The sequence below is a fragment of the Neisseria oralis genome (assembly GCF_045062685.1).
In the GTDB taxonomy this organism is placed as follows: Bacteria; Pseudomonadota; Gammaproteobacteria; order Burkholderiales; family Neisseriaceae; genus Neisseria; species Neisseria oralis.
Genome location: NZ_JBJGEB010000003.1, coordinates 60451 through 73567, shown reverse-complemented (window position 1 = coordinate 73567; position 13117 = coordinate 60451). Strand labels below are relative to the sequence as shown.

General features: G+C 52.3%; 11 protein-coding genes and 1 tRNA gene. 4 read left to right on the top strand and 8 right to left on the bottom strand.

What is annotated here, in order from left to right; all coding sequences use genetic code 11:
• Positions 1-111 precede the first annotated feature (111 nt).
• A tRNA-Phe gene (locus ACI43T_RS03755) sits at positions 112-187 on the bottom strand.
• Positions 188-430: 243 nt separating this feature from the next.
• On the opposite strand from ACI43T_RS03755, the gene ACI43T_RS03750 reads away from it, so the two are divergent.
• Positions 431-991: a hypothetical protein gene (locus ACI43T_RS03750; protein ID WP_405385582.1), complete on the top strand. Its 561-nt coding sequence runs from the start codon at positions 431-433 to the stop codon at positions 989-991.
• Between the two features lie 136 nt (positions 992-1127).
• On the opposite strand, the gene groL is transcribed toward ACI43T_RS03750, so the two are convergent.
• From groL to ACI43T_RS03735, 3 genes are all read right to left on the bottom strand, one after another.
• Entirely contained in the window at positions 1128-2762 is a 1635-nt protein-coding gene (gene groL, locus ACI43T_RS03745; RefSeq protein WP_405385581.1) for a chaperonin GroEL, read from the bottom strand.
• A gap of 98 nt (positions 2763-2860) precedes the next feature.
• Positions 2861-3148: a co-chaperone GroES gene (gene groES / locus ACI43T_RS03740; protein ID WP_297954759.1), complete on the bottom strand. Its 288-nt coding sequence runs from the start codon at positions 3146-3148 to the stop codon at positions 2861-2863.
• Positions 3149-3362: 214 nt separating this feature from the next.
• The gene (locus ACI43T_RS03735) at positions 3363-4157 is read right to left on the bottom strand and encodes a Cof-type HAD-IIB family hydrolase (protein ID WP_405385580.1); all 795 of its coding nucleotides are present in this window, start codon (positions 4155-4157) and stop codon (positions 3363-3365) included.
• Between the two features lie 184 nt (positions 4158-4341).
• Between ACI43T_RS03735 and hemH the strand changes: the two genes are divergently transcribed.
• Positions 4342-5352, top strand: coding sequence for a ferrochelatase (hemH, locus tag ACI43T_RS03730; RefSeq protein WP_405385579.1), 1011 nt, complete (start codon positions 4342-4344; stop codon positions 5350-5352).
• A gap of 1079 nt (positions 5353-6431) precedes the next feature.
• Here hemH and ACI43T_RS03725 read toward each other — a convergent pair.
• The 4 genes from ACI43T_RS03725 to yajC form a co-directional block, all read right to left on the bottom strand.
• Positions 6432-7238, bottom strand: a complete 807-nt coding sequence (locus ACI43T_RS03725; RefSeq protein WP_377080633.1) for a glycosyltransferase family 2 protein — start codon at positions 7236-7238, stop codon at positions 6432-6434.
• A 108-nt stretch (positions 7239-7346) separates the two neighbouring features.
• Entirely contained in the window at positions 7347-8282 is a 936-nt protein-coding gene (secF, locus tag ACI43T_RS03720) for a protein translocase subunit SecF (protein ID WP_405385578.1), read from the bottom strand.
• Positions 8283-8285: 3 nt separating this feature from the next.
• Positions 8286-10148, bottom strand: a complete 1863-nt coding sequence (gene secD / locus ACI43T_RS03715; RefSeq protein WP_009174736.1) for a protein translocase subunit SecD — start codon at positions 10146-10148, stop codon at positions 8286-8288.
• A gap of 71 nt (positions 10149-10219) precedes the next feature.
• Complete coding sequence (gene yajC, locus ACI43T_RS03710) at positions 10220-10486, bottom strand: preprotein translocase subunit YajC (protein WP_009174737.1); 267 nt, start codon at positions 10484-10486, stop codon at positions 10220-10222.
• Positions 10487-10673: 187 nt separating this feature from the next.
• Here yajC and ACI43T_RS03705 point away from each other — a divergent pair, with 187 nt between their 5' ends.
• Positions 10674-11783 (top strand): histone deacetylase family protein, encoded by a 1110-nt coding sequence (locus tag ACI43T_RS03705; protein WP_405385577.1) that lies wholly within the window; start codon positions 10674-10676, stop codon positions 11781-11783.
• A 215-nt stretch (positions 11784-11998) separates the two neighbouring features.
• On the top strand, positions 11999-13063 hold the full coding sequence (locus ACI43T_RS03700) for a 2,3-butanediol dehydrogenase (protein WP_405385576.1): 1065 nt from the start codon (positions 11999-12001) through the stop codon (positions 13061-13063).
• The last annotated feature ends 54 nt before the right edge of the window (positions 13064-13117 follow it).

Genomic DNA, 13117 nt, shown 5'->3' with positions numbered 1-13117 from the left:
TGACTATTATAAAACAAGCCACGGAGTCGTTACACTAACTTATGAAGTTCTATCGACAAATAGAAACTATTTCACAACAGATAAAAAAAATAACCGCATAAAGCGGTTGGTTGGTGGCCAGAGGCGGGATCGAACCGCCGACACACGGATTTTCAATCCGTTGCTCTACCAACTGAGCTATCTGGCCTTTTATTGTTGCGTTGAGAAAGGCATATTAAACCAAAAACACCCGTTTTACGCAAGTCTTCCGGCACCGTTATTTCCTGACAAACGATTAACCGTTTGTTTTGAATCGGATTAAACTCAAGCCGGTTGATTACAAAAAACGATACCGCCCAATATCTGCGGGCAATGCCGATTCAAATCCCGTTTTACCCCTCGCGTTTTGGGCTAAAATACCCCCTCTTTTTTCTTAAAGACCGAAATCCGTATGCTGTATCATTTTTTAAAAAACATGCTGGACATTCTGCGCCTGCGTTACAAACATCCGGCCGAATACACATATCCGCTACCGGTTATCCTCGCCGTATTGTTGCTGCTGGGCACGATAAATGCTGCGGCGATGTCGGCATTGTTCGGTAAAGATGCCGCTGCCGTCGTTTTCTCTATTCTGCTGACCGCGGTCAAATGGCTGATTCTCAGCCGTACTATGAGTGCCGTTTTATACTATTACGGCGCATCGCGCCTGCCGCTTCAGGGATTTACGCTGGCCTCGGAAGCCCTGAATATTCCAATGCTGCTCGTTTTGTATGTCCCGCAATTAAGCCCTCTTGGTCTGCTTTGGCAAATATGGGCCTTTTGGACGCAGGCAATCGGTTATATGAAGATGGGTAATGTGGCAGGCTGGAAAGTTGCCGTCGGCTATATTGCCTATTTCATCTGCACGTTGATTGCGGGTTCTGCACTGCTGATGCTTTTCACACATTTAGGCTGGATGAATGAAGAAATGCTGCGGCACCAGCTTCAAACTATTTTGCAGCAGCAAAAATAACTGTGAGGCCGTCTGAAAATTTCCAACCGCCCTCTGTTTTTCAGACGGCCTCTGTATCCGAACAAACGTGCCCAAAAACAAACACCGCACGGTTTTTACCGTGCGGTGTTTGTTTATCTGAAGGTTTCAGACGGCCTTACATCATGCCGCCCATACCACCCATGCCGCCCATATCAGGCATAGCAGGTTTTTCTTCAGGGATTTCGGCAATCATGCAGTCGGTTGTCAGCATCAGGCCGGCGATAGACGCGGCGTGTTGCAGCGCGGAACGGGTTACTTTGGCGGGGTCGAGTACGCCCATTTCAATCATGTCGCCGTATTCACCGGAGCCTGCGTTGTAACCGTAGTTGCCTTTGCCTTCCAGCACTTTGTTCACCACTACGCTAGGCTCGCCGCCTGCGTTGGCAACGATTTGGCGCAGCGGAGACTCAACGGCGCGCAAGACGATTTGTACGCCTGCGTCTTGGTCAGCATTGCCGGTGTGCAGGTTTTCCAAAGCGGCACGGGCGCGCAACAGGGCTACGCCGCCGCCTGCAACCACGCCTTCTTCAACGGCTGCGCGGGTAGCGTGCAGCGCGTCTTCCACGCGGTCTTTTTTCTCTTTCATTTCGACTTCGGTAGCGGCACCGACTTTAATCACTGCTACGCCGCCTGCCAGTTTGGCAACGCGCTCTTGCAGTTTTTCTTTGTCGTAATCGCTGGTTGCGGTTTCGATTTGTTGGCGGATTTCGGCAACACGCGCTTCGATTTGGGCAGCGTCGCCGAAGCCGTCGATGATGGTGGTGTTTTCTTTACCGATTTCGATGCGTTTGGCTTGACCCAAGTCTTCCAGAGTGGCTTTTTCCAAAGACAGGCCGACTTCTTCGGCAATCACGGTACCGCCGGTCAGAATGGCGATGTCTTGCAGCATGGCTTTGCGGCGGTCGCCGAAGCCAGGGGCTTTAACGGCAACGGTTTTCAGGATGCCGCGGATATTGTTCACGACCAAAGTCGCCAAGGCTTCGCCTTCTACGTCTTCAGCGATAATCAACAGCGGACGGCTGGCTTTTGCCACTTGTTCCAAAACAGGCAGCAGGTCGCGGATGTTGCTGATTTTTTTGTCAAACAGCAAAACGAACGGATTGTCCAGCGCAGCGATTTGTTTTTCCGCGTCGCTGATGAAGTAAGGGGACAGGTAGCCGCGGTCGAACTGCATACCTTCTACGACATCCAATTCGTTTTCCAAAGATTTGCCGTCTTCAACGGTAATCACGCCTTCTTTACCGACTTTTTCCATCGCTTCGGCAATAATCGCGCCGACTTGTTCGTCGGAGTTGGCGGAAATCGAGCCGACTTGGGCGATTTCTTTGGAAGTATCGCAAGGTTTGGCGATGTTTTTCAGCTCTTCAACCAAAGCGGCGACTGCTTTGTCGATACCGCGTTTCAGGTCGGTCGGGTTCATGCCGGCGGTAACGTATTTCATGCCTTCGGCAACGATGGCTTGCGCCAGTACGGTGGCGGTGGTGGTACCGTCGCCCGCTACGTCGTTGGTTTTGGACGCAACTTCTTTCACCATTTGCGCGCCCATGTTTTCGAATTTGTCTTTCAGTTCGATTTCTTTGGCGACGGTAACGCCGTCTTTGGTGATGTGCGGGCCGCCGAAGGAGCGGTCAAGCACTACGTTGCGGCCTTTCGGACCCAAGGTTACGCGGACGGCGTTTGCCAGAGTGTTCACGCCGTTTACCATTTTTTGGCGGACTTCGTTACCGAACTGTACATCTTTTGCTGCCATGTTTTGATTCTCCAAAATTGTTTGATACTGTCTGAGGCCGTCTGAAAGCGTTGTATGCCTTTTTCAGACGGCCTGTCGTCTGAATATGCGGATGTTTATTATTCCACAATGCCGAAAATATCTTCTTCGCGCATCACCAACAGCTCTTCGCCGTCGGCTTTTACGGTTTGGCCGCTGTATTTGCCGAAGATGATTTTGTCGCCGACTTTAACATCCAGCGGACGGCGGTTGCCGTCTTTACCGATTTTGCCTGCACCCACGGCGATAACTTCGCCCATGTCGGGTTTTTCGGCGGCACTGCCGGGCAGGACGATGCCTGATGCAGTTTTCTCTTCAGCTTCCAAGCGTTTAACGACGACGCGGTCGTGTAAAGGACGGATGGTCATGTGTGTACTCCGATAAAATAATAAAAACAATTGCTTGATCGACAAGCACGGTTAAAATTAAAGCGCAGCCGCCCGCGACTGCCGCATGGGGGCCGCGCCGCGATGCAAAGCAAAATTAGGGTGAGTACGACAAATTCAAGCCCCCGAATAACCCGTCCGCCGCAATTTTTTTATTTCTGCGGCGGACGGGTTTGTTTTCTTGTTTTCAGACGGCCTAAGCAATCACGCCCAGCGTCTTCAACCCTTGGAACACGCCGTCTTCGTCCACGCTCGGGCAGATATAGTCCGCCACGGCTTTGGCAGCGGCATCACCGTTGTCCATTGCCACGCCGAACCCGACGGTTTGCAGCATTTCCACGTCGTTCGGCCCGTCACCGAAGGCCATAACGTCCTTCATGTCTATACCCAGTTCCGCCACAGCACGGGCAATGCCGCACGCTTTCGAACCGTCGGCGCGGAGCATATCCACCGCGTTTTGATGCCAGCGCACGGTTTTCAACCCTGCGGCGGCGATTTTGTCCGCCAGTTCCGCATCGCGCGCGGTTTGAAAAAAAGCCAGCATCTGGTAAACGGGCTTTTTGCGGAAGTATTCCCGATCGGTCAAAAATTCGGGCAGGATGTGCTGTAATGTTTCCACCGCCCATTCGGTTGCTTCGGATACGGCTATTTCATTATTGTTCACAAAGGCATAGGCAATGCCTTTACTGTCGAAAAAAGCGGCCATGTCCGCCATTTCGGTTTCGGTCATCGGATACGCCTGCAAGGCTTTGCCGCGGAACTCGGTGTACTGGCCGTTGATGGTTACGAGCATGTCGATGCCGGTTTCGTCAATCAGGCGCCGTACTTTGGCGGGCACGGCGGCCGGCGGCCGACCGGTGGCAATCGCCGTCAGTATGCCGCGCCGCTTCAACGCCCTCATGGCTTCGCCTATGGACGGACGCAGCGTATCGGTGTATTTGCGGTAAATGGTGTCGTCGATGTCGAAAAAGACGATTTTTGGGTTTTGCATAATGCGACTCGCTTTGTTTGGGATTTTTCAGACGGCCTATTGTACTGGATATACGCGGCGGCGTTGACCGCCTTGTCCTCCCGTTCTGTTCTAAATCAATAAGCCTGCGGACGGACGGCAGGATTTTTCAGACGGCCTTTTCATTGCTAAAATACCGCCTGCAAACCAACCAGCCGAGAACAACATGCCGTATTTCGCATCCGAACCCGCCCTGCCCTATTCCCAGCAAAATCAAACCGCCGTGCTGCTGCTCAACCTCGGCACGCCCGACGCTCCGACAACGGAGGCGGTGCGGGCGTTTCTAAAGGACTTTTTGTCCGACCCGCGCGTGGTGGAACTGCCGCGATGGTTATGGCAGCCGATATTGCGCTGCGCGATTTTGCCGTTCCGCCCAAAAAAAAGCGCGCACGGATACGCCAAAATCTGGCTTGACGAAGGCTCGCCGCTGGCACTCTACACCGAGCGGTTGTCCCAAGCGCTGGGAGATAAGTTGCACGGTATAACCGTACGCCATGCGATGACTTACGGCAAACCGGCCGTATCCGACGTATTGAGCGAGCTGAAAGCGCAGGGCGTGGGAAAAATTTTGGCGATACCGCTTTATCCGCAATATGCGGCATCCAGTACGGGGGCGGCTTTGGACAAAATATTCGCCGTATTGGCGCAACAACGCAACCAGATGAGCGTGCGCACCGTGTCCCGCTTTTACGACGATGCAGGCTATATCGGTGCGATGAAACAGCATATTCAGGCCTATTGGGCGGAACACGGACGCGGGGAAAAGCTGCTGCTAAGTTTCCACGGTATTCCGCAGAAAAACCATGACGACGGCGACCCTTATGCCGACGAATGCCGCCGCACGGCACAACTGCTTGCCGAGGCGCTGTCTTTGGGTGAAAAAGACTATATCGTTTCCTTTCAGAGCAGGTTCGGACGGTCGAAATGGGTGGAACCGTCCACGCAAGACCTGCTTGAAAACCTGCCGTCTCAAGGCGTTGCCAAACTCGATGTATTCTGCCCGGGCTTTATATCGGACTGTTTGGAAACGCTGGAAGAAATCGCCTTGGTCGGACGCGAGCAATTTCATGCCGCCGGCGGAAAGCAATACCAATACATCCCTTGCCTGAACGCCGACGCCGTCTGGCTGGAAGCGCTGGCGGATTTAGCAAGGCGCAACCTTGCCGGATGGGTTTGACCCGAATGCGAAAGGCCGTCTGAAAACCTGTTTCAGACGGCCTTTCCTCAACATTCTGTTATTTGGAAGCGTCGGTCAGATTCTGCACTGCGCCTGCAACTGAGGCGGTAATGCCCGACATACCGATTAACGAGGCCGTAGCCAGTTTCATCATGCCTTTCATTTCTGTCTCACTTTCTTTCATACCGCCGTCTCACCATTGACACGGCCAAACACGCTGCTTATTGCCGGGCAGCATCCATATTTTGCACCACTTGGGTCGCGGAAGCGGCAACGCCCGACATGCCGATTAAGGCAGAGGCGGCCAATTTCATCATTTCTTTCATTTTCGGTCCCTTCATCGTAATCAATAAAGTACATTAATGTTTTTCTTCTTGCCCCGCTTCGCGGGTTTTTCATACCGTCAAATCAGTTTTTGCTTTTGTCGGCATCAGCCATATTGCGTGCAACAACAGAAGAAGCGGCGGCGCCCACACCGGACATACCGATTAAAGAAGCGGCGGCAATTTTCATCAAATGTTTCATGGTCATTTCCTTTCAAAAATTTCTGATTTTTATGTTGTCAAATAACATATCTGACAAATATCTTTTCCAATTAACGCATTGCATTTCCTTTTGCGTTGTCGGCGATGTTCATCATACCGACTTAAGCGTTAAAAAATACCATTTTTCAGTTAATTTAATATACCATAAAAATACATACTTTAAGTATAAATATATTTTATATAATTATTGTAAATGACACCGATGGTTGGCATCATGACACCGATGTCCCGATTACATTCAAACTACAAAACACGGAATCCAAACAGCCAAAAGGCTGAAAAAACTGTTGTATTTTTCACCATCATCTCTCCTAAAAATATTTTCTCTTTATTTTTCAATCAATTAAAAATACAAAAAAGACACAATCCACATACCGATTTAGTCTGAAACTATTGGATTCATTGTCTGATTAGGTAAAACAAAGGCAGAAAAATGAGAAACAGATAAAACAGCTCTCGTTTCCGACTAATGCGGACAAACAAATAAGGCCGTCTGAAATTGTTTTTCAGACGGCCTAAACTTCATTATTGCAATTACCGGTCATAAGAAACCTGCAAATCCATGATCCCCGTCTGTCCAAAGGACAAATTTGCCTTGACCTCGGCAAGATTGGCGCAAATCCGCTGTGTAACCGCTTCTGCCTCAATCTGATGTTTCTCATCGATGCCTGCGGGCGTCATCCCGAAGATTGCCGTATCAAGCAGGCGCTCGGCATGGATGCCCCGGCGGTATACATGCCGAACGGCGGCATCTTCCGTCCCGAACAGAGTCCCGACCACACTGCTGCGGGTCAGTGCGATACCGAGTGCGGCATCCTCGCCGCCGAATTTCCTGAACAACCCGTCTTGAGGAAATCCGCCGCAAGCCAGTAAAACGGAACGGCGGAACACCGTATTGCCGCCGACCGTCATTTCCAGACGCCGCCACGCTTCGGCGAAACCTGCGTGCCGCGTATAGCGTTCGGGAAAACCGACGGGACGCAGTTTCAACCGCACCAAACCAAGATAATAAAAATTACACAACGCCATGTATGCGGCGGTCAGCACATCGGATTCATAGGCATCGTCCGCATCCAAAAATGCGACGAAATCCGCCGTGCTCTGCAATGCGCCCCAGTTGCGGGCCTTTGCCGCCCCGCCGTTTTCCGCCAAAAATTCGCAGCGGATTGCCGGATATTGCGCGGCAAGCTCCGTCATTATTTCCTGCGTACCGTCCTGCGACGCATCGTCAACCAGCCAGACGGTTCGGACTTTCTGTTGCTTCAGCGCGCTTTCAGCGGCAGCACGCAAAGTTTCGGCAGCGTTGTAACACGGGATAACGACATCTAACGACGGATTCATACCTGCTCCTAGCGGAAATATATAGTTAGGCGGCGGAAGGGCCAATAAAAAAGGATATACCTGTATAAAGTATATCCTCTTTTCCGGTTCAAGCCGTTTTCAGACGGCCTATACGACGACCTCTTCTTTTTTCTTCTGTTGCTTGGCAATGTTCTCGCGGTTCAGACCGAACATCAGCAGCAGCGGGCTGGCCACCAGCACTGAAGAATAGATGCCGAAAACAATACCGATGGTCAACGCCATAGAAAAACCGTGCAGTGCGGCGCCGCCGAAAACCAGCATCGACAGTACCATCGCTTCGGTCGAACCGTGCGTAATCACGGTACGGCTCATGGTCGAAGTAATCGCATTGTCAATCACCTGCGGTACGGTATGGTTGCGCATCGCGGGTTTGCGGAAGTTTTCACGGATACGGTCGAACACCACCACCGATTCGTTCACCGAATAACCCAGCACCGCCAGAATACCCGCCAACACGGTCAGCGAAAACTCCCATTGAAACAGTGCGAAACAGCCCAAAATAATTACGATGTCGTGCATATTGGCGATAATGGCGGATACGGCGAAACGCCATTCAAACCGCATCGACAGATAGACGATGATACCCGCCACCACCATACCCAACGCCATCAGGCCGTTGGTAACCAATTCATCGCCGACCTGCGGGCCGATAAATTCGACTTGGCGCAGGGTAACGTCGGGATTATCCTGTTTCAGCAGGTTCATCACATCATTGGAAAGCTGGGCTGAAGTAACGCCTTCCTTATTAGGCAGACGGATCATGATGTGTTTGTTCGTACCCAAAGCCTGAACCTGCACATCGCCCATCTTCAGCGTCTCCAGCTTCTCACGGGTTTTGTTGACATCCGCTCCCTGGCGGTACTGAACTTCCATCACCGTGCCGCCGGTAAATTCAACCGAAAAATTCAGGCCTTTAGTTACTAGGAAAAATACGGCGGCGATAAACGTAACCAACGAAATAAACGTGGTCAGTTTACCGTAGCTCATAAACGGAATGTCGCGTTTGATTCTGAATAATTCCATTGTTTACTCCTTACCTGCTTTCTGCCCGGAGGCGGCCGTTTCAGGCTTCCACACCGTGCCGATGGAGATAGTTTGAAGTTTGCGGCGGCGGCCGTACCACAGATTGACCAGCGCACGTGATACCACCACTGAAGAATACATCGAGGTAACGATGCCCAGACAGTGCACCACGGCAAATCCGCGCACGGGGCCGGAACCGAAAATCAACAGCGCGATACCGGCAATCAACGAAGTCAGGTTAGAGTCAACGATGGTTGACCAAGCATGTTGATAACCCAGATTAATCGCTTGCTGCGGCGGCACGCCGGCACGTAATTCTTCACGGATACGCTCGTTAATCAACACGTTGGAGTCAATCGCCATACCCAGCGTCAATGCCAGTGCGGCAATGCCCGGAAGCGTCAATGTCGCCTGCAACGCCGACAGGATGGCTATCAGGAACAAAATATTGGCGGTCAGCGCAATAGTCGAAAACACACCCATCATGCGGTAGTAAACCACCATGAACACGGCGACGACGGCAAAACCCCACAGTGTGGAATCAAAGCCTTTTTGAATGTTTTCTTTCCCCAGCGACGGGCCGATGGTGCGTTCTTCCACAATCTCCATCGGTGCAGCCAACGAACCGGCCCGCAGCAGCAGCGAAGTGTCGTTGGCTTCCGCCGTAGTCATGCTGCCGGAAATCTGAACGCGGCCTCCGGTAATGGCGGAACGGATAACCGGCGCGGTAACGACTTCGGATTTTCCTTGGTCAATCAGTACCATCGCCATACGTTTGCCGACGTTGGCGGCAGTCAGTTCTCCGAAAATCGTACCGCCGGAACCGTCTAGGTTGATGCTGACCGCAGGCGATCCCATTTCATCAAAACTCGGCTGGGCGTCGTTGATGTTGTCGCCGGTCAGTTCGACCTGCTTGCTGACCAAGGTCGGCGCGGGATTCTCACCCGCGCTGTACAACAGCTCGTATCCGCTCGGGACATTGCCGCCCAATGCGGCCTGCACTTTGGCCGGATCGTCTTCCACCATGCGTACTTCCAAGGTGGCGGTACGGCCGATGATGTCTTTCGCTTTGGCAGTATCCTGAACGCCCGGAAGCTGCACGACGATACGGTCGATACCGGATTGCTGGATGACCGGTTCGGCCACGCCCAATTCGTTAACACGGTTGTGCAGTGTGGTGATGTTTTGTTTTACCGCATCCGAACGCACTTTTTGCATGGCATCTTCAGAAAGCGAAAGAATCAGATTGGAACCGTCGGCCTCCAGTTTTGCCTCCACAAACAGTTTTTGCAGTTCGGGTATGGCTTTCTGCACATCCGAGGCATCTTGAAACGGTACGATCAAACCGTTTTCCGCCTGACGGATGGTACCGAAACGGATTTTACGGCGGCGCAGTTCGCGGCGGATGTCGCCGGAGTAGCGTTCAAAGGTTTTCTGCATCGCGGCTTTCATATCCACCTGCATAGTGAAGTGCACGCCGCCGCGCAAGTCCAAACCCAAGAACATCGGATTGGCATTGATTTTCGCCATCCATTCCGGGCTGTCGGCCAAAAGGTTCAAAGCGGTAATGTAACCTTCGCCCAAAGTGTTTTCGATGACGTCCCGCCCTTTGAGTTGGGTTTCCGCATCTTTGAAACGCACTTTCAAAGAATTATCGACTACGAACATTCCGTCTGTCGGAATGTTTGCCGCTTTCAGTGCGGCGGCTACTTTGGCCTCGGTTTGGGAATTGATGATGATAGACTGCCGGTTGGTCGATACCTGCACGGCCGGCGTTTCGCCGAAAAGGTTGGGCAGCGAGTAAATCACGGCCAAAACCACCGTAAACGCAATCAGCAGGTATTTCCATAAGGGATAACGGTTCATGGCAAAACCTTCGGTTTTTGAAAGACAAACAGCCGCAACCCGATTCGGTGCGGCTTTTCGGTTAAATCAGCTTATTCTGTTTTGGCGGCAATCGCATTGCGCTCGACTTCTACATCCACGCCGCGACCGATTTCGACGGTAAAAAACTGCTCGCCCACTTTGGTAATTTTGCCTTTGAAGCCGGCGGTCAACAGCACTTTGTCGCCTACCTTCAAATCCGCCAGCATTGCCTGATGCGCTTTAAACTTTTTCTGCTGCGGGCGCATAATCAGGAAGTAAAACACCACCATAATCAATATCAGCGGTGCAAATTGCGTCAACATACTGCCTTGTTCCATATCGGTTCTTTCTGCTTTGAAGTTATAGTATGGGAATCGGGAAACTGCCTGCCGTGAAAATTTCATTTGGTGCAGGCTTAAAATTAGGCTATTCTAAAGGCCGTCTGAAAAATTTCCAAGTATTTCCGTATTTATTAACCATATTTATCAGTCAGACCGTCTGAAACGGCCGCTTCCCGCCTTCTCCATGAAAAACCTTATCCGCCGCCTGCGCATCATCTTGCGCCGCATCTTGGGCGTCAGGGCCCGCACTGTTTGGATTTCACATCCGATGTTCCTGCGGCACGAACCCGGCGGCACCCACCCCGAATCGCCGCAGCGCATCACTGCCATCCTGGAAGAACTCAAACGCCGGAAAATCTGGCGCCGCCTGCAAGCGGCGGAAGCAGAGGAAGTCAGCGATGCGCAGCTTGCGCTGGTACATCCGCGCAGATACCTGCGTTTCCTTGAATCGGTGCAGCCGCAGGAAGGTAAAATCTACCGCCTCGACGACGATACCGTAATCAGCAACCGCTCTCTTGAGGCCGCCCGTTTCGCTGCCGGTGCGGTTATCAAGGCGGTCAATATGGTGATGGACAAAAAAGCCTGCCACGCTTTCTGCGCCGTCCGCCCACCCGGCCACCACGCCCAAAGTTCCCAAGCGGGCGGCTTCTGCCTGCTCAACAACGTCGCCGTCGGCGCCATGCACGCCATTGCCGAATACCGCTTGCAGCGTATCGCCATCATTGATTTCGACGTCCACTACGGCGACGGAACCGCAGAAATTTTTAAAGACGACCCGCGCATCCTGTTTTTCAATGCGTTCGAAACCGATCTGTTCCCGTTTCCTGATTTGGGCAACGGCATAACCGGCAGCACCAACATGCTGCACACCCCTTTCGCCGCCGGTACGGACAGCCCTACCTTCCGCGACACCATACGCAAACAGTGGCTGCCCCGCCTTGCCGCCTTCAAACCCGAGCTGGTATTGCTTTGCGCAGGTTTCGACGCACACCGCGACGATGAAACGGGCCGTCTGAAACTGCACGAAGCCGACTTCGCATGGCTGACGCACAAAATCGTTCAGACGGCCTCAAGCTGCAAAGGGAAAATCGTTTCCGCGCTGGAAGGCGGATATACCTTGGATTCGCTGGCAAAATCCGCCGCCGAACATATCCATGTGCTGGTCGGCATGAAAAAATCGGATGCCGCGGTACAGTATGACTACTTCCTAAAAAACGACGGTCGCAAAAAAATTCTTAACAAGTTATCGATAAGGCCGTCTGAAAAAACCGGAAACACTTCGAAATCTCCTTGACCGAGGCAACTTGATTTTGCCGCAACCGTTTATCCGGCTCCCGATATATTGTAGAATAAAGACAATTTAATATGCAGACCGTACATTCTGAGCAGTGTGTGCCGTTTCTAAAAAGGTCGGACGAAAAATCATTCATACATAACCGACTTTACCGGCTGCGGATGCGGTCATTCCGTTTCCGTCAAACATCCAACCCAAAGTTAAGGAGCGTTACAATGAAAGCAGCACGTTTTTACGATAAAGGCGACATCCGCATCGAAGACATCCCCGAACCGACCGTTGCCCCCGGCACCGTCGGCATCAACGTCGCTTGGTGCGGCATCTGCGGCACCGACCTGCACGAATTTATGGAAGGTCCGATTTTCATCCCGCCCTGCGGCCATCCGCATCCGATTTCCGGCGAGTCCGCGCCCGTAACGATGGGACACGAATTCTCCGGCGTAGTTTATGCCGTCGGCGAAGGCGTGGACGACATCAAAGTCGGCCAACACGTCGTGGTCGAACCCTACATCATCCGCGATGACGTACCGACCGGCGAAGGCAGCAACTACCACCTTTCCAAAGACATGAACTTCATCGGCTTGGGCGGTTGCGGCGGCGGCTTGTCCGAAAAAATCGCCGTCAAACGCCGCTGGGTGCATCCGATTTCCGACAAAATCCCGTTAGACCAAGCCGCTTTGATTGAGCCTCTGTCCGTCGGCCATCACGCCTACGTCCGCAGCGGCGCGAAAGAAGGCGATGTGGCATTGGTCGGCGGCGCAGGCCCTATCGGTTTGCTGCTTGCCGCCGTGTTGAAAGCCAAAGGCATCAAAGTCATCATCACCGAATTGAGCAAAGCGCGTAAAGACAAAGCCCGCGAATCCGGCGTTGCCGACTATATCCTCGACCCGTCCGAAGTCGACGTCGTCGAAGAAGTGAAAAAACTGACCAACGGTGAAGGCGTGGACGTGGCATTCGAATGCACCAGCGTGAACAAAGTTATGGATACCTTGGTAGAGGCCTGCAAACCTGCTGCCAACTTGGTCATCGTATCCATTTGGAGCCACCCCGCCACCATCAACGTCCACAGCGTCGTGATGAAAGAGCTGGACGTGCGCGGCACCATCGCCTACTGCAACGACCACGCCGAAACCATCAAACTGGTGGAAGAAGGCAAAATCAACCTCGAACCTTTCATCACCCAGCGCATCAAGCTGGACGAGCTGATTTCCGAAGGCTTCGAGCGTCTGATTCACAACAACGAATCCGCCGTCAAAATCATCGTTAATCCGAACCTGTAATATAAGCGTTTAAGGACAAAAGGCCGTCTGAAAAATAGTTTCAGACGGCCTTTA

Coding starts and splice junctions, on each gene's coding strand:
- ACI43T_RS03750 (WP_405385582.1), top strand. CDS start 431: ATGCTGTATCATTTTTTAAAAAACATGCTGGACATTCTGCGCCTGCGT.
- groL (WP_405385581.1), bottom strand. CDS start 2,762: ATGGCAGCAAAAGATGTACAGTTCGGTAACGAAGTCCGCCAAAAAATG.
- groES (WP_297954759.1), bottom strand. CDS start 3,148: ATGACCATCCGTCCTTTACACGACCGCGTCGTCGTTAAACGCTTGGAA.
- ACI43T_RS03735 (WP_405385580.1), bottom strand. CDS start 4,157: ATGCAAAACCCAAAAATCGTCTTTTTCGACATCGACGACACCATTTAC.
- hemH (WP_405385579.1), top strand. CDS start 4,342: ATGCCGTATTTCGCATCCGAACCCGCCCTGCCCTATTCCCAGCAAAAT.
- ACI43T_RS03725 (WP_377080633.1), bottom strand. CDS start 7,238: ATGAATCCGTCGTTAGATGTCGTTATCCCGTGTTACAACGCTGCCGAA.
- secF (WP_405385578.1), bottom strand. CDS start 8,282: ATGGAATTATTCAGAATCAAACGCGACATTCCGTTTATGAGCTACGGT.
- secD (WP_009174736.1), bottom strand. CDS start 10,148: ATGAACCGTTATCCCTTATGGAAATACCTGCTGATTGCGTTTACGGTG.
- yajC (WP_009174737.1), bottom strand. CDS start 10,486: ATGGAACAAGGCAGTATGTTGACGCAATTTGCACCGCTGATATTGATT.
- ACI43T_RS03705 (WP_405385577.1), top strand. CDS start 10,674: ATGAAAAACCTTATCCGCCGCCTGCGCATCATCTTGCGCCGCATCTTG.
- ACI43T_RS03700 (WP_405385576.1), top strand. CDS start 11,999: ATGAAAGCAGCACGTTTTTACGATAAAGGCGACATCCGCATCGAAGAC.